General features: G+C 49.8%; 18 protein-coding genes and 1 riboswitch. Of the genes, 15 read left to right on the forward strand and 3 right to left on the reverse strand.

The genetic code is table 11. The features are described from left to right. Positions 1-26: 26 nt before the first annotated feature. Entirely contained in the window at positions 27-788 is a 762-nt protein-coding gene (locus EYB31_RS04525) for an SDR family oxidoreductase (RefSeq protein WP_131012063.1), read from the forward strand. A gap of 224 nt (positions 789-1,012) precedes the next feature. On the opposite strand, the gene EYB31_RS04530 is transcribed toward EYB31_RS04525, so the two are convergent. Then, on the reverse strand, positions 1,013-2,398 hold the full coding sequence (locus EYB31_RS04530; protein ID WP_131012064.1) for an RsmB/NOP family class I SAM-dependent RNA methyltransferase: 1,386 nt from the start codon (positions 2,396-2,398) through the stop codon (positions 1,013-1,015). A 245-nt stretch (positions 2,399-2,643) separates the two neighbouring features. Between EYB31_RS04530 and EYB31_RS04535 the strand changes: the two genes are divergently transcribed. The 4 genes from EYB31_RS04535 (at position 2,644) to queC (ending at position 6,617) form a co-directional block, all read left to right on the forward strand. Continuing rightward, positions 2,644-3,090: an aminoacyl-tRNA deacylase gene (locus EYB31_RS04535; RefSeq protein WP_131012065.1), complete on the forward strand. Its 447-nt coding sequence runs from the start codon at positions 2,644-2,646 to the stop codon at positions 3,088-3,090. A 134-nt stretch (positions 3,091-3,224) separates the two neighbouring features. Then, on the forward strand, positions 3,225-5,084 hold the full coding sequence (gene lepB, locus EYB31_RS40825) for a signal peptidase I (RefSeq protein WP_165452205.1): 1,860 nt from the start codon (positions 3,225-3,227) through the stop codon (positions 5,082-5,084). 109 nt (positions 5,085-5,193) lie between these two features. Continuing rightward, on the forward strand, positions 5,194-5,874 hold the full coding sequence (locus tag EYB31_RS04545) for a 7-carboxy-7-deazaguanine synthase QueE (protein ID WP_240762052.1): 681 nt from the start codon (positions 5,194-5,196) through the stop codon (positions 5,872-5,874). 41 nt (positions 5,875-5,915) lie between these two features. After that, complete coding sequence (queC, locus tag EYB31_RS04550; RefSeq protein WP_131012067.1) at positions 5,916-6,617, forward strand: 7-cyano-7-deazaguanine synthase QueC; 702 nt, start codon at positions 5,916-5,918, stop codon at positions 6,615-6,617. A gap of 202 nt (positions 6,618-6,819) precedes the next feature. On the opposite strand, the gene EYB31_RS04560 is transcribed toward queC, so the two are convergent. Beyond that, positions 6,820-7,206 (reverse strand): helix-turn-helix domain-containing protein, encoded by a 387-nt coding sequence (locus EYB31_RS04560; RefSeq protein ID WP_131012069.1) that lies wholly within the window; start codon positions 7,204-7,206, stop codon positions 6,820-6,822. 244 nt (positions 7,207-7,450) lie between these two features. Between EYB31_RS04560 and EYB31_RS04565 the strand changes: the two genes are divergently transcribed. The 3 genes from EYB31_RS04565 to EYB31_RS04575 all read left to right on the forward strand — a co-directional run bounded on the left by EYB31_RS04565 (position 7,451) and on the right by EYB31_RS04575 (position 8,823). Next, on the forward strand, positions 7,451-7,660 hold the full coding sequence (locus tag EYB31_RS04565; RefSeq protein ID WP_131012070.1) for a helix-turn-helix domain-containing protein: 210 nt from the start codon (positions 7,451-7,453) through the stop codon (positions 7,658-7,660). Between the two features lie 182 nt (positions 7,661-7,842). Then, the gene (locus EYB31_RS04570) at positions 7,843-8,358 is read left to right on the forward strand and encodes a GyrI-like domain-containing protein (protein WP_131012071.1); all 516 of its coding nucleotides are present in this window, start codon (positions 7,843-7,845) and stop codon (positions 8,356-8,358) included. Positions 8,359-8,438: 80 nt separating this feature from the next. Further along, a riboswitch (cyclic di-GMP riboswitch) is annotated at positions 8,439-8,521 on the forward strand. Positions 8,522-8,640: 119 nt separating this feature from the next. Further along, positions 8,641-8,823, forward strand: coding sequence for a hypothetical protein (locus EYB31_RS04575; protein ID WP_131012072.1), 183 nt, complete (start codon positions 8,641-8,643; stop codon positions 8,821-8,823). 26 nt (positions 8,824-8,849) lie between these two features. On the opposite strand, the gene EYB31_RS04580 is transcribed toward EYB31_RS04575, so the two are convergent. Beyond that, positions 8,850-9,152: a YkgJ family cysteine cluster protein gene (locus EYB31_RS04580; protein ID WP_131012073.1), complete on the reverse strand. Its 303-nt coding sequence runs from the start codon at positions 9,150-9,152 to the stop codon at positions 8,850-8,852. A gap of 188 nt (positions 9,153-9,340) precedes the next feature. Here EYB31_RS04580 and EYB31_RS04585 point away from each other — a divergent pair, with 188 nt between their 5' ends. The 7 genes from EYB31_RS04585 to EYB31_RS04620 all read left to right on the forward strand — a co-directional run bounded on the left by EYB31_RS04585 (position 9,341) and on the right by EYB31_RS04620 (position 18,602). Continuing rightward, positions 9,341-10,429: a hypothetical protein gene (locus EYB31_RS04585; RefSeq protein ID WP_131012074.1), complete on the forward strand. Its 1,089-nt coding sequence runs from the start codon at positions 9,341-9,343 to the stop codon at positions 10,427-10,429. 207 nt (positions 10,430-10,636) lie between these two features. Then, the gene (locus tag EYB31_RS04590; protein WP_131012075.1) at positions 10,637-10,969 is read left to right on the forward strand and encodes a PadR family transcriptional regulator; all 333 of its coding nucleotides are present in this window, start codon (positions 10,637-10,639) and stop codon (positions 10,967-10,969) included. After that, positions 10,966-12,285 carry an FtsW/RodA/SpoVE family cell cycle protein gene (locus EYB31_RS04595; protein WP_131012076.1) on the forward strand — a complete coding sequence of 440 codons (1,320 nt, stop codon included), beginning with the start codon at positions 10,966-10,968 and terminating at the stop codon, positions 12,283-12,285. The genes EYB31_RS04590 and EYB31_RS04595 overlap by 4 nt, the downstream gene beginning before the upstream one ends. A gap of 148 nt (positions 12,286-12,433) precedes the next feature. Beyond that, the gene (locus tag EYB31_RS04600; RefSeq protein WP_131012077.1) at positions 12,434-13,699 is read left to right on the forward strand and encodes a Gfo/Idh/MocA family protein; all 1,266 of its coding nucleotides are present in this window, start codon (positions 12,434-12,436) and stop codon (positions 13,697-13,699) included. Between the two features lie 265 nt (positions 13,700-13,964). Next, positions 13,965-15,755 (forward strand): sensor histidine kinase, encoded by a 1,791-nt coding sequence (locus EYB31_RS04605; protein ID WP_165452206.1) that lies wholly within the window; start codon positions 13,965-13,967, stop codon positions 15,753-15,755. Continuing rightward, positions 15,733-17,193, forward strand: a complete 1,461-nt coding sequence (locus EYB31_RS40835) for a response regulator (RefSeq protein ID WP_240762053.1) — start codon at positions 15,733-15,735, stop codon at positions 17,191-17,193. The genes EYB31_RS04605 and EYB31_RS40835 overlap by 23 nt, the downstream gene beginning before the upstream one ends. Before the next feature lie 92 nt (positions 17,194-17,285). Further along, positions 17,286-18,602, forward strand: a complete 1,317-nt coding sequence (locus tag EYB31_RS04620; protein ID WP_131012079.1) for an ABC transporter substrate-binding protein — start codon at positions 17,286-17,288, stop codon at positions 18,600-18,602. The last annotated feature ends 78 nt before the right edge of the window (positions 18,603-18,680 follow it).

The raw sequence follows: 18,680 nt of genomic DNA on the forward strand, positions 1-18,680 counted from the left end.
TTATATAGATGGGAGAGAAAAATGATATGAAACTTTCAGGCAATACGATATTGATTACCGGCGGAAGCGCCGGAATTGGTTTCGCTTTTGCAGAGCGTTTTATCGCAGCCGGAAATAAAGTCATTATTTGCGGCCGGCGGGAGAGTGCGCTTCAACGTGCGCAAGACAAGGTCCCCGGTCTTATTACCCGGATAAGTGATTTGGATATTGAATCCGAGCGCACGGCATTGTTTGATTGGGTGACGGCGAATTATCCGGAAGTGAATGTGCTGGTTAACAATGCGGGGATTCAGCAACGTTTTCACGTGTTAAAAGCGGATGCGAAGCACAATTGGAGTTATTTCGCCAAAGAAATGACAACAAACATAGAGGCTCCCCTTCATCTTTCGATGCTGTTTGCTCCTTATTTTGCGGCAAAAGAAGAAGCGGCCATCATAAATGTGACCTCCGGATTGGCTTTTACACCACTTGCGATTGCTCCGATTTATTCAGCGACCAAAGCGGCGCTTCATTCGTTCACCATGAGTCTGAGACACCAGCTTTCCGATACGTCTGTAGAAGTTATCGAAATTGCTCCGCCGGCAGTAAATACAGATTTAGGCGGAGCCGGGCTTCATACGCACGGAGAGCCGCTCAATGCATTCGCAGACGGTATCTTTCAAGGTTTGGAAGAGGGGAAAGAAGAAGTTGGATACGGCACTTCCGTAAACCGTCTGCGCATGTCGCGGGATGAAATTGACGAATACGCCAAAAATATGTATGCGGCATTAAAAAATCTTATCGAATAAATACTCTCGCACAAACGAAATGGGAGACTTACCATCACATTGGCATATAGACACAAAACTCGCCGGTACTGCGGCGAGTTTTGTTGTGTGAGGCGTTTGGGTTCGGGGAATCCGAACGCCCGATTGAGGATCAAGTATTATAAGTCATGTTCTGTTCGAGATGGGGATCAATAACGGGTGTGCCGGCTTCCATTCGAATCGCTGCCGGGTCAGCTTGGCAGTTTCTACAGCCAGCGCAGCCCTTTGGGGTAGTGGTTTTTGACCTGGCCGCCGCTGGCTTTGCCCCAGCCGAGCGGGTAGCCGTCCACGCTGACGGCGAGCCAGCCGCTTGACCCGGCTTCCGCCGGCAGCGTCTCGCCGCGCAAATACGCCGCGGCTTCCGCGGAGCCCGCGGCCAGCCGCAGCTCGCGGCTCGCTCCGCCGCGCGGCAGGGCCAGCGCCAGCGCGTGCGCCGGCTCCGCGCGGCCTTTTTTCGCCTCGGCCAAGTGCAGGCCGGGGCGCAGCACTTTCAGGCCCGCGAGCCGGGCCTGGCCAAGCTGGCTGCCCGCCGGCACGGGCAGCCAATACAACTGCCCGCCGTAGAGCAGCGGCTCGCCGGCGGGCAATGCCAGTTCCGGCACCGCGTCGCGCCGGAACTGCTCGAACAGCGCGAGCGCGTCGCGCAGCGCGCTGGCGGTTTCGCGCCGGGCCCCGCGGGCGCCGGCGGCAGGGTCCGGGCGGCTGCTGCGCCCGCCCGGCGGCTCTTCGGCGGTGCCGCTGCAGCGCAGCACCGCCACAAAATGGCCCTCACCGCGGTCCCGGTGCGGCCATATCCGTTCCGTGCGCTCGACCTCGAAGGCCGGATGCTCGCGCACGAACCGTTCAATCGTCCGCTCGTTTTCCTCGCGGTTAAACGTGCAGGTCGAATATGCGAGCACACCTCCGGGCTTCAGCATTTTGGCCGCCTCGTTCAAAATATCGCTTTGCCTTGCCGCGCACATCGCGACATGATCCGGCGACCATTCGGTTATGGCATCCGGGTCTTTACGGAACATGCCTTCTCCCGAACAAGGAGCGTCCAGCATAATTTTATCGAAAAATTGCGGGAATTTTGCAGCCAAGCGGTCCGGCGGCTCGCTTGTGACAATCGCGTTGGCAATGCCCATACGCTCGATGTTTTCAGACAATATTTTGGCCCGGGCGGGGTGAATTTCGTTGGCGACCAGCAGCCCTTGTCCTTGCAGTTTGCCTGCAATTTGTGTGGATTTCCCGCCGGGAGCACCCGCCAAATCAAGCACGATATCGCCGGGCTGGGGCTGCAGCAGCTCGACCGACGACATGGCCGACGGTTCTTGAATGTAATATAAGCCTGCGGCGTGATAAGAATGTTTTCCGGGCCGCGACATCTCTCCGTAATAATATCCGTCTTCGCACCAGGGCACAGGCTCCAGTGCGAACAAAGCACGGATGTGTGCCGCCGCTTCGTCACCGGGCCGCAGTTTGAGTGGATTCAGACGGAGCCCGAATGTTCGCGGCTCATCGTAACTATGTAAAAAAGCCGGAGCTTCTTCTCCCAATTGATCTTTCATTTGCCCGATAAAAAATTCAGGCAGTGCAAGTGAGGTGGTCATCTGGCAATTCTCCTTTTTACAAACTCATCCTCATATTATAGGATAATCGGCGCTTGAAACAAAGAATAAGCTTGAAGATGGCCATTTGAGCGGGAAAAGACTGCTTGCTCCCGAGAAGAGGACATGCAGTAAACGAAGCGAATACTAGTATAGGTATGAGGTTGACAGCCGCCATGCGCTGTCGCATCTCGCCCTGGGACTGCGGGTGGGTGGTGCTGAAAGTATTTATGGGAAGGAGGCAGCGGATGAGGGATATTGCGGCCTATTTAAGAGAAAATCAAATTCTTTATGAAATCATCGAACATGATGTAACACTTCGGTCCGCCCAGGAGGGCGCAGCTTATTTCGGTATTGAGATGGGGCAAACGGCGCCGACGCTTATACTAAAATCAGATACGGAATACTTCGCGATGATTGTGTCAGGAGATTACGGCCACATCGATTTTGAACAAATGAAAGATCGTCTGCGTTGCGATCAGCTCAAATTGGCAAAACCTAAAGAGGTGGAGCAGGCAACGGGTTTTGCCATAGGGGCGGTACCCTTAGTGGGCCACGGTTTGCCTGTCGTCATGGACAGGCAGTTGTACCGTTATGCGCATATTTACGGTGGAACGGGATACGCCAATTCCACACTAAAGCTGGCCCCGGGCGATGTGGAAAAACTGAACCGGGTTGTGGCGATGGTCCGATAAAGCAGTGGGGATGTTACTGCTTTGATGAAAGGTATTTACTTAACCGGTGATGCCCGCGAGCTTATGAAGCTTCGATGACAAACTAGGATATGACAGTGGAAATTCATCTTTATTTACACAAACAGAGGTGTATTATGAAACCGACTATACGGCTAATTTTATTTTTATCGTTGTTTGCTTTTTTTCTTATTCCCCGCGTTTATGCGGATGAGCCGGTCCGGGTTTTCGTCAACGGATATCAAGTGATCTATAATCAGCTGCCTATTGTGGAGGAAGGGAATACGATAGTGCCATTCAAACCTTCCATGGAGGCGTTAGGATATACCGTGCAATGGGACGAGGCGACCCAGACGATCACGGGCACCGCGCCTAATATGAAAGTGGAGCTGCAAGTGAATCGGCTCACCGGCTACATCAATGGAGAGTCCGCGGAATTGTCCGCGGCGCCGGCTATCGTCAAAGGTTCAACGTTTGTGCCGATTCGTTTTTTAGGCGAAATATCCGGTGGGGACGTAACATGGGATCCGAAAACCAATCACATCGATATCGTTACGGATAAAGGTTATTACGTGTATAACGAAGTGATCCGGAATAACACGGAAGGAGCAAAGTATTGGCTTGAACAAGGCGCTAGCGCTAATTTTGCCAATAAGAACGATGGAGTCTCCTCCTTGGATTTGGCCGTGCATCATAAAAATGTCGAAATGGTAAAGCTGCTGCTCGAACACGGGGCGATCCCGGATATGATGAATCCCGTGCATCCGTTCATCGGAATCCAGCAAATCGATAGCGCCATCTATTACAAAAGCCCGGAGATTGTCAAATTGCTCATTCAATACGGCGCAAACCCGCAGAAGAAAGACCGGAACGGCGCAACATTGGCTGAGCAGGTCAACCAAAACATAAAAGCGGCGAATTCCGAGGATGCAGCGACTTTTAAGGAAATTGCCGCCATTTTAAACGCTGCCGCAGATATTCCGAAGAGCAGCAGGTATGCCCGGTATTTTGCCGCAGGACCTTCGATGGAACCTACCGTTGCGGACAACGAACGGTTATGGATCGACAAGCAGTATTATCAGCTTCATTCCGTTTTGAGAAACGATCTGATTTTATTTGAGACGCAAGGCAAGTTGTATACAAAAAGAGTCATCGGACTTCCCACAGAAAACGTCAGCATTAACCAAGAGCAGTTATTGATTAATGGTCAACGGTTTCCTTCCCTGGTTTTCCCGGGGAATATGAGGAATCGTAATGAGCTCTCTCTTGGGGATAACGAGGTATTTGTGATAGGAGATAATTACAATAACAGTTTCGACAGCCGCGATATAGGTCCGGTTCCACTGGACCACATTGTTGGCAAAGTCATTCATATTGAGCATACCGCCAAACAAAGCGCTAAACAAAACACCGGACAAACCGCCGGGGAGAACCAAACTGCAATCCAGCCTGCGACCGTTAAGCAGTATAAACACGCTCCTGAAATGACGATTGATGATGCCAAGAAGTATACGGCAGTGATACATACGAATAAAGGCGATTTTACGATAGAGCTGTTTGCCGGCTCGACTCCAAAAACAGTAAACAATTTTGTATTTCTTGCCAAGGAAGGTTTCTATGACGATGTCATTTTTCACCGCGTCATCCAATCCTTTATGATTCAAACCGGGGACCCTACGGGAACGGGCCGAGGCGGTCCAGGCTACAAATTCGAAGACGAATTAAATTCACCTTATTCTTATGAGCCGGGGATTGTCGCTATGGCCAATGCCGGCCCCAATACGAACGGAAGCCAGTTTTTCATCTGCACGGGTGAGGATAGCCGGAATTTGGCGCAAATTCCGAATTACACGATATTCGGGCGAGTGACGGACGGGATGGATACGGTGCTGGCTATCGCAGCCGTACCTGTCGCCACTCAAAAAGTAACGGCGGAAAAAAGCAGCCCGACAGAAAAAGTAGTTATCCAAAACGTGGATATTATCGAATCGGAGTAAAAACAGCCGCGAAACGGATGCCGGGCACGTCGGAGTGCCTCTCATGAATTTTCGCCCGCCGCATGGTATAATGGTAGTTGTTTTACGTGCGGAAGGAGACAACAGGCGTATGATGAATATCAAACTGCCGATGGTGGAAATATTTGAAACCGTCGAAGGGGAAGGCACCCGTGCCGGATTCCCGACGGTGTTCGTAAGATTGTTTGGCTGCAATTTGCGCTGCTCATGGTGCGACACCAAATACAGCTATCCGCCCGAAGAAGCGGAATCGGTCATGACAATTGGCGAAATTGTGGAGGCCGTACGTGGTTATCGATCAACGCATATTTGCTTGACCGGCGGTGAACCGCTTTTGTACGGAGAGAAATCGCTTGCGCTGGTCCAGGCGCTGCTGACGATTGAACGAATCGCCGATTTGCATATCGAAACCAACGGTGCCGTCGATCTGGCTCCTTTTATGCGGAAGATCGATTCGCCGAAGGTCAGATACATTATGGACTACAAGCTGCCCGACTCCGGGGAAAACGATAAGATGATCGTCGATAATTTCGGCTTGCTGCGCGGGCAGGACGAATTGAAGTTTGTGATCGGCAGCGAGGCGGATTTCGAGGCGGCATGCGGCATATTGGAATGTCATTCGACCCGTGCGCTCCCGTTGTTCAGTCCCGTCTGGGAGACGATGCCTCCGGCCAAACTTGTGGAGCTTATGTTATCGAGGGGCTTATCGGGGGTTAAATTGAATATGCAGCTGCACAAAATCATTTGGGATCCGGCGGCAAGAGGCGTTTAACACCGCACAAGGAACGATAATCAGAAAGGTGAAATGCAAAGATGACCGATTCAAAAAAAGCCGTCGTTATATTAAGCGGGGGGTTGGACAGCACAACCTGCATGGGGATTGCCGAAAAAGCCGGCTATGAGCTGCTGCCCCTGACCTTCGATTATGGCCAGCGCCACCGCTTGGAGCTGGAGAATGCGCGGCGGGTGGCCGAACATTATGGCGTCAGCGACCGCCATAAAGTGATTAGCCTCGGTTTCTTGAAAGATTTCGGCGGCAGCGCGTTGACAGACGAAAACATCGATGTGCCGGATATGACCAAGGAAGGCAGCAATCAGGAAAGCATCCCGGTGACTTATGTGCCAGGCCGGAATTTGCTGTTTCTGTCGATTGCCACTTCTTACGCCGAAGCCAAAGGAGCGGAGGCGATCTACATCGGAGTTAACGCGTTGGATTACAGCGGGTATCCCGATTGCCGGCCCGAGTTTATCCGCAAAGTGGAGGAAGTGGTGGCGCTGGCGACAAAAGTCGGTGTGGAAGGGAAACCAATCCGCATCGAAACGCCGCTAGTCGAGTGGACCAAAGCCGATATCATCCGTGAAGGCACCCGGCTTGGCGTGCCGTATCAGCTCACGACTTCATGTTACAACGGCAAGCAGGACGCTTGCGGCGTTTGCGACAGCTGCCGTCTTCGCCTAAAGGGTTTCGCCGAGGCGGGGCTAACCGATCCGATTTCTTATGCCGTTCACAGCTGAAGCAGCTGTTTGCCGATGCGCGCTGCAGGAAGTGCGCCGCTATGTATGAAATGGTCATGCCTGCAGTAATCATATCCCGCAATACAAAAAACCGTCAGGAGAGCTGTTCTCCCGACGGTTTTTTGTTTGTGGTGCCGGAAACTTGCTGCACGCAATAAAAACTTTCTCTCCAAAAGCGAATGTACTTCATCGAGAAGGCTGCTCATTTTTGCGCGCGCAGCTGCTTTTCCTTCCAGAATAGAGTGCTGAGCATTCGCTCTATCCATTCTTTATCCTGCTCGGTCAGCTCCATGCCGTCAAAGACCAGATCGTTTTCCCGCAAAAATCTCCGCAAATTCACCGGCGCTTTTTTGTGCACAGCAAGCGTCTCGCGGGAGCGGTCCAAGTAGCCGGCCAGCTGCATCAGCTCCGGGTAGGGGATGTTTAAGCCCTCTGACAATTTCTGCAGCACATCCGGGGACGGAACTCCGCGGTTGCCATTCTCCAATTGCGAGATATACGCGGCGGAGACGCCAGATCGGTCTGAAAGCTCACGAATCGTATAACCTTTCAGCTTGCGGTAATCTTTTAATTTACCATAGAAATCCATAGTTTCGGCACTCCATTGTAATAAATATGTGGATAATTGTAGAGAAAAGTAAAATATTGTTAACATACATATAATACCAGTAACCATTAGGGTGGGGCAATATGGATTTTTTTCGCATTTGCTTGAAAATGTCTTCAGGGGAAAAGTATCATTTACATATGAAAACAAAAAAAGTTGCTTATGCAAATATAAATGATATAATATAAATGGTAATTAATAGTAACATCTGGGGAGCGTTTGGAAAATGAAAATTAAAGCGAATACGGCTGAATTTGTGAAAGCACGGGTTTTGAAAGGCATGTCGCAGCGTCAATTGGCTTTGGAGTCCGGCTTAAGCCACTCTTATATCAGTCTGCTGGAGCGATCCGTCAAAACGGTTGGGCCTCAAACGGCTAAGAAGCTTAGCGATATCCTGGAGAAACCGCTGGACCAGCTGTTTATCATAGAAATGTAAAAGAGTAGAAAAAAAGGTTTACTTCGGAAGGCTCGAGAGCTACGATAAGATGAGTAGGCAAACCTGCGAGAACAGCCGCTTCATTAACAAGCTCGGCCATTTACGCTTTACCGAAGCGGGCATCCATGAGAAGGTGAAGCTCTATTTCCATCATCATTTTTTGAAATGGAGGGCTTGAAGGTATGCAAAGTTTGGTTTCTGTAAAAGTTGCGGTACAACCTTCGTTTAAGGCTCTGGCCGTACGGACTTCCGTAGACACGAGCAAAAGCGGCACACGGGAAGCATGGCGGATTTTGGAGGAACAACTTCAAGCGGGCGATCCTCGCCGGGTAAACTCGGATACCGCTTATGTATTCATTCCCCAGAAGGAATGGGCGGAAGGCGTACAGACGCTTTGGGTCGGACTGGCTGTTCATGAATTCGGCGAAGTTCCGCCGAAATTGGAACCGTTGACGATTCCTGAGACGCTTTGCGCCACGGTACGGGTACACGGCGGCGAAGCGCATATGAATGAGGCTTATGATGCGATGTTTTGGTGGCTGCAAGAATCGGAGGAATACGAACTCAATACCGGACAAGGCGTGCTGGGCATAGAGGCGAACCGGCTTTCTCCGGTCAATCCGTTTGTGATTCCTTATTCGCAAATGGATTTATTCGATTACGACATGTTATATCCGATCCGTAAACGCCGGAACTAACCGATCAGTTCACAAAAATGTAATGTTCGGCATTGTTTTATTTCGGCAGCTGAGTATGATACAATAGGTCCGTAGAACCATCTCGATAATGGCAAACCTGACGAAAGTCCGGGACGCAAAGCTAAAGGGACTAAAGTGTGGACTATGTCAGCCAGCTGCCGAAAGAAGGAGTCGAACGTTTTTGCCTCCCTTTTGGCTTTGTTTGGGGAGGATTTTTTACGTTTGTAAAAACCTCTTCGGTTTATCGGGTTTTATAAAGATAGAGGAGGAGATCGATCACAGATGGTCACAAAAATCAGATTGGATCAGTTGGAGAAGGAGCTTAGCGAGTTAGTCGGGGGAAAAGCGACGTTGGAAATTATGAGGCAGATGGAACATTCCTCCGAACAGGAACTGGTTGAAATGAGAGAGGCGTTTGGTAATCTGCTGGCGGCAACGATCCCGGCGGAAACCATCGTAAGTTAATTGCTAGCAGCACAGTAAATGCATACTTATACTCTAGAGTCCGGCGACGAGCCGGGCTTTTTTGCGTCGTTTGCTTCCGGGGCGGTAGCCCGTTCCAGCACTTCAAGAAATACGAACGCCTGTTCGTTTGAATCGCCGCACATATCGATTGCCGCTTGTAAACTGGAGCATACGGCGGGACGCTCGGGCCGGCCGAACAGAAGGCATTTGTTGTCGCCAGTCAACTGTACGCAGCGCACTCCCGGCGGCTTGCCATTAGGCATGCCCGGTATCGGAGAAGAGATGGAAATGACGATGCAGCATGCGGCGCATCCCTGCCTGCATTCCATACGTTTGGCCTCCATTCGGCTGTCATCTTTGAAACTAGTATACCATAATAGGAACATCATCGAATGGAAGCTTTCAGCTAACTTTCAGCGAACATTCAATAGACGTTAAGCTTTCCTTAATGTACCATTAAGATACTAAACCTATAATTCAAAGTATCAAATAAAACCAAAGCAAAGGTGGCTAATATATGAAATCGTTAAGCAAAAAGATGATAACCGGTACGATTGCAGCAAGTTTGTTGATTGGGGGAGCGGCTTTCGTTCAGAACCAGGCATTCGCTGACACGACTTCCACCTCTTCGACCCAAACCAAAGCGGATGCACGCGCGCAAAAAGACCACGCACCTCGTAAAGATGCGGGATACCGGGGCATTAACATATTTAAAGAAGCGGCAACGATACTTAACACAGATGAGAAATCGATCATGGAAGCTCTCAAATCGGGAAAAACGCTGGTCCAATTCGCACAAGACAAAGGCGTCACCGAAGATGCGCTGCTGCAAAAGCTGTCCGATGCGGAGTCGGCGGCAATCACCCAAGCGGTCACAGACGGCAAGCTGACCCAAGAGCAGGCCGATAAACAAACCGCAAATTTGGCCGATCGTTTGAAGAAAATGGTCGAAAATAGCGGAATGAACCGCGGTGGCGGAGACGGCAAAGGTTTTCCGGGAGCCGGCGGCCCGCAAAGAGGTCCGGGAGGCCACGGCTTCGCAGGGGGAGGCACCCTCAAAGAAGCGGCGACGATTCTCGGCTCCGATGAAAAAACGATTATGGAAGCAATCAAATCCGGCAAAACGCTGGCGCAAATCGCGCAAGATAAAGGAATCACCGAAGATGATTTCCTGCAAAAGCTGGTCGCTGCGGAAACGGCTTCGCTGGACAAAGCGGTTACGGACGGCAAGCTGAAACAAGAGCAAGCCGATAAGATGAAAACAGGTCTTTCCGACCGCTTGAAAAAAGAAATTGAAAACAAGCAAATGTTTGGTTTCTCTGGACAAATGCGTAAACCTGGTGGTTTTGGACCGATGGGCAACGTGAAACAGCTGGCGCAAACGATCGGTATCACCGAAGATGAGTTGACTGCAGGGATGAAAGCGGGCAAATCGTTGGTGGAAATTGCAGAGGAAAAAGGCATCAGCCGCGATCAATTGATCAGCAAGCTGAAAGACAGCTTGACTGAGCAGCTGAACAAAATGGTAGACCGCAAAGCTCAGCCTCGAGCCGACAAAAAAGCGGACCACACTTCTTCGGAACAGCCGGCTGCAACTACGAATTAATTAACAGACTTTCATATAAAGCTTGCGGCAACGTCCGGCCTTGTTTGGCCGGACGTTGTTTGGTGTTTGCGGGATGCGGCGGTTTTGCGCAGCAAGCAAATCTTGACAAATGAAAAGCAGAGAGCTAATCTAATACATAGATTTACTATGCATATATAATCTATGTATGGAGTGAATGAAAGATAAAGCTAGGAAAGGAGCGGGAAGATGAGCGTTTCTAAAGAGCTGCTGAAAGGCAGCACGGGTACGATGGTTCTTACCATGCTGGAGAAAGGCGATTTATACGGCTATGAGCTTATCAAGGAGCTTGAACGCCGGTCCGGCGGCGTATTTGCGCTGAAGGAAGGAACGTTATACCCAATTCTTCATGCAATGGAATCGGAGCATTGGGTGGAAGCTTATTGGCAGGAGGCGCAAGGGCGCAAGCGCAAATATTACCGGATTACGGAAACAGGTCGGCAGCAGCTAAGCGGAAAAAAAGCGGAGTGGCGGATGTTTCGCAACGCCGTTGACGGTGTTCTGGGGGAGGGGCAAGTATGATACGTCATCACGATGCGATCAGAGCTTACTTAAACGAAGTGTGCTCCCGCATCCGGGCGCGGGAAGCGCATCGGGACATTCGCCGGGAACTGGAGAGCCATCTGGAGGAGCTTGTATTGGAGCGGGAAACGGCGGGGGCAAGCCGTGACGAGGCCGTTGGCTGGGCTGTGCAGCAGATGGGCAGCGCAACGGAAGTCGGGGACAAACTGCACCGCATTCATCGTCCGCGTATCCATTGGGGCTTACTGGCCGGGGTACTGCTTTTTCTGTCTTTAGGCATTTTGGCTATGTATACGGTGGAAGCGGGCACAACCGCCGAATTTAAAGTCCGCTACATGCAGCGGACGCTGGTATATGCAAGTGTCGGATTGCTTGTTATGACCGGACTGTATTTTTTCAATTATGCGAAGCTTAGAAAGTACTCCATGGCGATCTACGTGGTCACCGTTTGCGGGATAATCGGAACTCAAATTTTTGGAGCTCAAGTGAATGGGCTTAAATATTGGCATATTGCTTCTTTTACGTTAGATTGGGTTGGTATTAGCCCTTATCTGTTAATCATTTCCGCCCCGGGGCTGCTGATGAAATGGCGCAAGCAAAACAGATTCTGGCTTCGTGCGCTGCTTGCCTTTTTTGTCATACCGGCCGTTTTGTTTATGCTTGTTTCATCGCTGTCGAATCTGCTTTTGTATATGACCGGGTATTTGATCCTGCTGATCTTTGTCACCGGCGGTTTCAAAGCGACCCTGGCTCATGGAGCCGCCATGGCGGTCGCCTTTACGCTACTTATTGCTAGTAACCCTCATTCGTACATACTAAACAGACTATTTGCTTTTCTGAATGCCGCCGATGACCCGCGAGGTGCAGGGTATGTATACATGATGCTTGATTCGGTCCTTAAATCCGCCGGTTGGCTGGGACATGGCATTTCGGCGCCTGCCGGCTTGCGGTTGCCCGGGATTGCCACGGACAACGTATTGGCTTATTTGATTTATTGTTTTGGCTGGTGGTTTGGCATTGCCGTTCTATTCTGTTTTGTTTATTTTATCGGGCGTTTGGTTCATTCGAATCGTGCCGTTACAGATCCTTACGGACAACTGTTGAGTGCGGCTGTGGCCGGGATGCTCGGATTCCAAATGTTGTATTGTTTTATGATGCCGTTTGGTTGGGTGCCTTTTCTTGGTATTCCGTTTCCTTTTCTCAGTTACGGCGGCAGCCACCTGCTCGTGGAAATGGCGGTGGTCGGGCTGCTGCTTGGCATTTATCGGCGCAAAGATTTGCTGCGGATTAGCGACAGCCAAGCGATAGAAGATTAACCGCGTAGTTCTTCCGATCCCGTGAATGTACGGAAACGTACATAACGGGATTTTATTGTTCGATATGGGATTGACGCTATATTTTACATTATTTAAGATGGAGGTAATGTTCCGAATATAATGGTGAGCGAAAATGGAGGAACCTTTTATGCTGCAGGCAGCTTTGCTTGGCGCAGGTCGCAGAGGGATGTTTGCTTACGCTTCTTATGCTCTGAAGAGGCCGGATGAAATTCAATTTGTTGCCGTTGCGGAGCCGGATGAGGAAAGGAGACAGATGTTCGCCAGACAGCACGGGATTCCGCCGGAGCGGCAGTTTGCGTCTTGGGAGGAACTGCTTGCCGAGCCGCGTTTATGCGAAGCGCTGCTGATCTGCACGCAGGACCGCATGCATTTTGAACCGACGATGAAAGCGCTGGAGATGGGGTATCACATCCTGCTGGAAAAACCGATGTCGCACGACCCGCTGGAATCGATACTTTTGGCGGAGGAAGCGGAGCGAAGACAGCGGATTTTGACCATCTGCCATGTATCCCGTTACGATACGTACTACAGTGAGGTTAAGGCGTTGCTCGATACAGGGGTTATCGGGCGGATTATGAGCATCCAATGGACGGAAAACGTAGGTTTCTGGCATCATTCGCATAGCTTTGTTCGCGGGAACTGGCGCAATTCCGATGAGACCAGCGCGATGATATTGCAGAAAAGCTGCCACGATATGGACCTGCTCCAATGGTTTGTCGGAGAGGAATGCACAAGTGTGTCTTCATACGGCAGCTTGAGTTATTTTCGTCCGGAAAATGCGCCCAAAGGTTCCACGGAACGCTGCACCAGCGGTTGCGAGGTGGAGCACGAGTGTTCTTTTTCCGCGATCAAGCATTATTACAACGAAGACGATACCGGCTTCCCGATGGCCGTCTGTTTAACCCCGACATTGGAGGCCAGATTGAAAGCGATTACGGAAGGTCCTTACGGCAGATGTGTGTTTCGCTGCGATAACAATGTGGTCGATCACCAGGTCGTTAACCTGGTTTTTGACAATGAAGCTACCGTATCCTTTACGATGTCGGCGTTTACGACGGAAAATACGCGGACCTTTAAGATTATGGGAACAAGCGGGGAAATAAGGGGACATCATCAAAATAACGAAATAGAAATCAGGCATTTCTCCGGCAAAACGGAGCTGATTCGCCCGAAACGTTTTGAAGGCGGACATGGCGGGGCGGACTTCCTCATTATGCGGGAATTCGTGCGCCAGGTGCGCCGCGGCGATCTGAACGGGAAAACTCCCGCTGCGGTATCGGCACGCAGCCATATTATGGCATTTGCCGCCGAGCACTCCAGATTAACCGGGCAAACCGTCAATCTGAACCATTATATGGCCGAACTTAAAGAAGGCAGTTCTGCCAGAGGGTGATTTTCAGTCAACGGCTACAGCCGAAAACCGGCATTGTCAAAAATAAATTTGAATGACCGCGCCAGCAGTTCCTCTGTGTTCTGCTTGTGCGGTTTTTATTTTGTATGAGTTTCATGTGAATTATTGAAATTTAATTTCACAATATGAGATAAAATTGTATAATACGATTGAAATGCAAGCGGGGCCTATTCCATAAAGGAATAGAACATTTTTTTGATGCAAATGAAACAAATTTTTCATGCGGCCCAAAGGAAAGGTGAGAAACATGGCAAGGCTAATCGGACTGCTGATTCCCGCTACTTTAAGAACCCGGCTATTTATGGCTTTTATACTGCTGATTTTTTTTCCGTTTTCCATACTCAACTTGTACAATTTTCAGGAAGTCAAAAACGTCATGCAGCAAAAGGCCAGTGAGCAAAGCCATGAGCAGCTGGAGAAAATGATTCAGGATTTAAAAAATTTCATGAGCCTTTCCTTTAAAACGACCATCATGCTGGAGCAGGACTCAACGGTATTATCCATTCTGAAATCCCCCCAAAACTATTCTCCGTTGGAACGCAAGCACCAGATCGAAGATAAATTCAAAACGATCAACAACAGCTTCTTTTTTAACGGACCACAGGTGTACTATACGCTGATCGATTATTACGGAAACGCATACACCTCTTATCAGCCTATGGAGTCCATACATGCCGAAGCTTTGACCAGAGAGGATTGGTTTGTTTCGTTAAAAAGCGGACAGCCGTACCGATGGATCTCCAACGATCCTAATTATGTCCATCCCGACGCCTCCAAAAGCCCGGAATTATTGTCGTTGACCGCCAGACTAAGCGACATGTATCAAGTGCCTTACGGCGTAGCCCGGGTTAGTCTCGATTATTCGTTTTGGTTTAAAAATATAACAAGGGACCCGTCGATCAACCAAGATTTCTACATCATTACACAGAACGGGGAAGTTATTGCCGAGTCCAGGTCCGATGCCGGCCTGCCGATTGAAAGCTTAAAAGCCGATCTGCATTCCGCTGCAGACGGTTATGTGATCGATAAAGGCTCCAACTCCATTCTGAATTACAGCTACATCGATTCTGCCGGCTGGTATATGGTAAGCAAGATGTCCCTTGATTTTTTATTTCAGGAAATGGAGGCCATGAAGCGCCGGTTTTTTATTACCATGCTGTTATCCACAACATTGTTTATCGGTGCAACGTATGTTGTCTCCTTGGCGATGACAAGACCTTTGCAGATGCTGCAGAAGAGGATGGCTCAGGCGGTCCGGCTGGACATGAAGGCCGCTTTTCCTACAAGCCAGTTGAAGGGGGAAGTGCTTGACCTGACGCTTACTTTCAACAAAATGATTCATGATGCAAATGAACTTATTCAGCGCTTGAAAATGGAGGAGCGCCAGAAGGAAGCCGTCCGTTTTCAAATGCTGCTTACGCAGATGAACCCGCATTTTTTGCTGAATACGTTAAATACGGTTAAATGGATTGCCATCCGCAAAGAAATTCCGGAAATCCGCGAAATTTGCATTTCGCTTGGCACGCTGCTCGAAACAAGCCTGAACTCCAAGATGGAAATGATCCATTTGCAGGACGAGCTCCAGTTGGTCAAAGCGTATGAATATATCCAAAGTTTTAAATACAAAAACCAATTCCATGTCGAGTATTTGCTGTCGGACCAGGTGAAATATGCGCTTGTTCCTAAATTGTGCCTTCAGCCTCTAGTTGAAAATTCGATTCTGCACGGTTTTGACGGCATGGAAGAACAAGGATTTATCCGAATTCGCGTGTATGCCGAGGACAAATATTTGGTCATGGAAATTGAAGATAACGGAGTGGGCTTGAATCCGGAACACCAAAGCACTCCATTGCGGAAGAGAGAAGGCATCGGCATGAAAAATATTAACGAACGTTTGAAGCTTTTATTTAAGTCGGAAGCTTCCTTGGAGGTTCTGAGCCTAAACCAAGGAACATTAGTGCGGATGCGTTTCCCTTTGCTTATATCAGAACCGTTTCGGGAAGGAGAGCGGCGTCATGTGGAAGGTTTTATTGGTTGAAGATGAAATATTCGTCAGGGAATCGATCAGAGAAACGATTCAATGGAATTTATGCGGATTCGAGCTTGCCGCCGAAGCCGGGAACGGGTTGGAAGCGCTGAATCTCATGAAAAAGCGCCATTTCGATCTTGTCATTGCAGATATTATGATGCCAACTATGGACGGGCTGGAGCTGCTGAAGCAAGCAAGAGCGCTTGGGATGGCATCCCGTTTTGTCATGCTGACCTGCATGGGCGAATTTGATTATGTCCGGCAGGCACTGGAATACGGCGCCTCCAATTATATTTTGAAGTTGTCTATGAACGTACAGTCGCTCAGGGACATATTGGACAAAATGAATGGCGAATTATCGGCGGAACGCCGGAAGCTGGCCGGGCAGGCGGACTGGTATTATGCCGCTGTGTGGGAAAGGTTGTTTCAAGCGGAACTCATGCCGGAGGTGGCGGACATGGCGCTTCCCGCTTACCGCAACTGGGCTTCGCTGCATCTTCGGATGTTTGTTGCGCTGCACGGTGATACGCCGTATTCCATCGGCGAGCTTTGCGAAAACTTCGTCTTGGAACGCGAGCGAATAAGCGAGATGCATGTGTTCAGCCATTTGGGCATAATGACGTTTTTTTGCTGGTCGGACCAGGAGCTGGCCGTAATCCCGCAGGAAAGCGCTGCTGTGCCAATGGTTTATTCGCCGTCGACCCGGATGAATGAGCTGCAGGAGGTATGGATTTCGCTAATCCGGGCGCTTGAGTTTTATTGGTATGAAGACAATGAAGGCTTGAGCAAAACCGTTCATTGTTCGTCGCCGGGACAAACGGCCGCTTATTTTTTACATGGGGAAATGGAGCTGGTCAGGCAATTCGAGCAGGGACAGCTTGACGTCTGCATTCGCTGGATTAAGCGCATGTGGGAGCAGATGAAAACGGAAAGCTGGCCGATTCCGAAAGTCAAACATATGGCCGTTCAGCTTCGCAGGGAGATGGCGCGGCTTGCCCAAGCAGGCGATCCGGACGACCGGCAGGTCGATGGTTTTGTCCGGCACCGGCAGCTGGAAGCATGGATGTTAGATCAGCTGAAGCTGGACCTTGAGCTGTATATGCGGCATACAAAGATGTGGTCGGACCACCCGGAAATCAACAAAATTATCGATTACATTAACCAGCATTACGCCCAGAACATTACCCTTCGCTTTATGGCGCAATACGTTGCGTTGGACGAAAATTATGTCAGTTCGTTATTCAAAAAGAAGACCGGGGAATCGTTGATTCATTATGTGCAGCGGACCCGGGTGGAGCAAGCTAAAGCGCTGCTCCTTGAAACGGAATCGCCGGTATCGGATATCGGCCTCAGGGTCGGATTTGAAAACGACAATTATTTTATTAAAATTTTCCGCCGGTTTATGGATGTGACGCCAAGCCAATATCGCAAATCGGCAAATCAATAATTTTGTTCTATCAGGTTGTTAAATTTGTTCCTACAGTCGGGCCGATCCTCCCGGTAATATAAAGCTGAATTCACAAGTCAGGGGGATATGTTATGAAGTTGAAAAAACAGCTCGCGGCCGCCGTATCGACGGCACTGCTTTCAAGCATGGTATTGGCCGCATGCTCCCAGCAGTCGCCGGCTCCTAAAGACGGGGCGGCGGCGTCCGCGAAAAAGCAGCCGGTAAAGCTGAAATTCTGGGGAGGGGTTCCGCCGGAATCGGGTCCGCAGGAGGCCGTTGACGCCTGGAATGCGCAAAATCCGGATATTCAGGTGGAGTATGTACGGTATGTCAATAACGATGAAGGCAACCTGAAGCTGGACACGGCATTATTGACCAGCCAAGACGTCGATTTATTCGTCAATTACCGTTTGCCGCAGTATAAGAAAAGAATCGAAGCCGGTATGATTTACGACATCAGCCAATACAAGGATTTTGACATTGAAGGAAAGATGGGACCGTCCGCCAAGGAGTATGTGTACAACGGTAAATACTTCGGCGTGCCGACCGTGCTTGATTTGAAGTATGTGATGCTGAACAAGGATCTGCTGGATGCGGCGGGGTTGCCCGTACCGTTTGATTGGACCTGGGACGATATGAAGCAGTATGCCAACAAGCTGAAACAGGACAAGCGATGGGGACTCGTGCAGTTTGATTATGTGTTGTACGATCCGATCGACGGATCATTGGACAGCCTGGGCTTCACGAAAAGCGACAACACCTCCAACTTCGACCATCCGTACGTGAAGCAGCATTTGCAAACATTACACGACATGATGCTCAAAGATAAATCAACACCAACGCTGGTGGAGCAATTAACGACCAAAATGCCGGTAGACACGGTGTTTTTGAAAGGAGAAGCGGGGATTCTGAATGCCGGGTATTGGGTTTTCCGCAACTCCAACGATCTGAAAAACTTCCCCCGCAACTTCAAGATCGCTTTTGCCCCGGTACCGCGTTTGAGCAAGGACCAGAAGGATTTTAAAATTCTCGGCGGCGTAGCCGATACGTTGTGCATCAGCTCAAAAACAAAGTATCCGGAAGAAGCTTGGAAGTTCATCAAATGGTATGCTGACGGCGGTATGCTGCCGATGGCCAAAGGCGGCAGAATTCCAGCCTCCAAGGATATCAACATGGATCAGGTGCTGAAGCTGCTGATGGGCGATGCGGAAAAGACGTATGATGTGGAATCGTTCAAAAAAGTGCTCGCAGACACGACGCCAAGGTATCAGCTGAAAATCGAACAGCAAGTAGTCGATCTCAGAAACGAAGAGATGGAGAAATTTTTCGGCGGCAATAAAACGTTGGATCAAGCTGTAAATGATATGGTCAAACGGCACAATGATTTCTTGAAGCAGCAAAAGAAATAAGACATTAGCGGTGTCGCTTTCGGTTGCGCACTTCGGGTATCGATCAAGGGGAAGCTGTCCTCAACTTAAGGATAACTT

The organism is Paenibacillus thalictri, from assembly GCF_004307995.1.
GTDB classification, from domain to species: domain Bacteria; phylum Bacillota; class Bacilli; order Paenibacillales; family NBRC-103111; genus Paenibacillus_AF; species Paenibacillus_AF thalictri.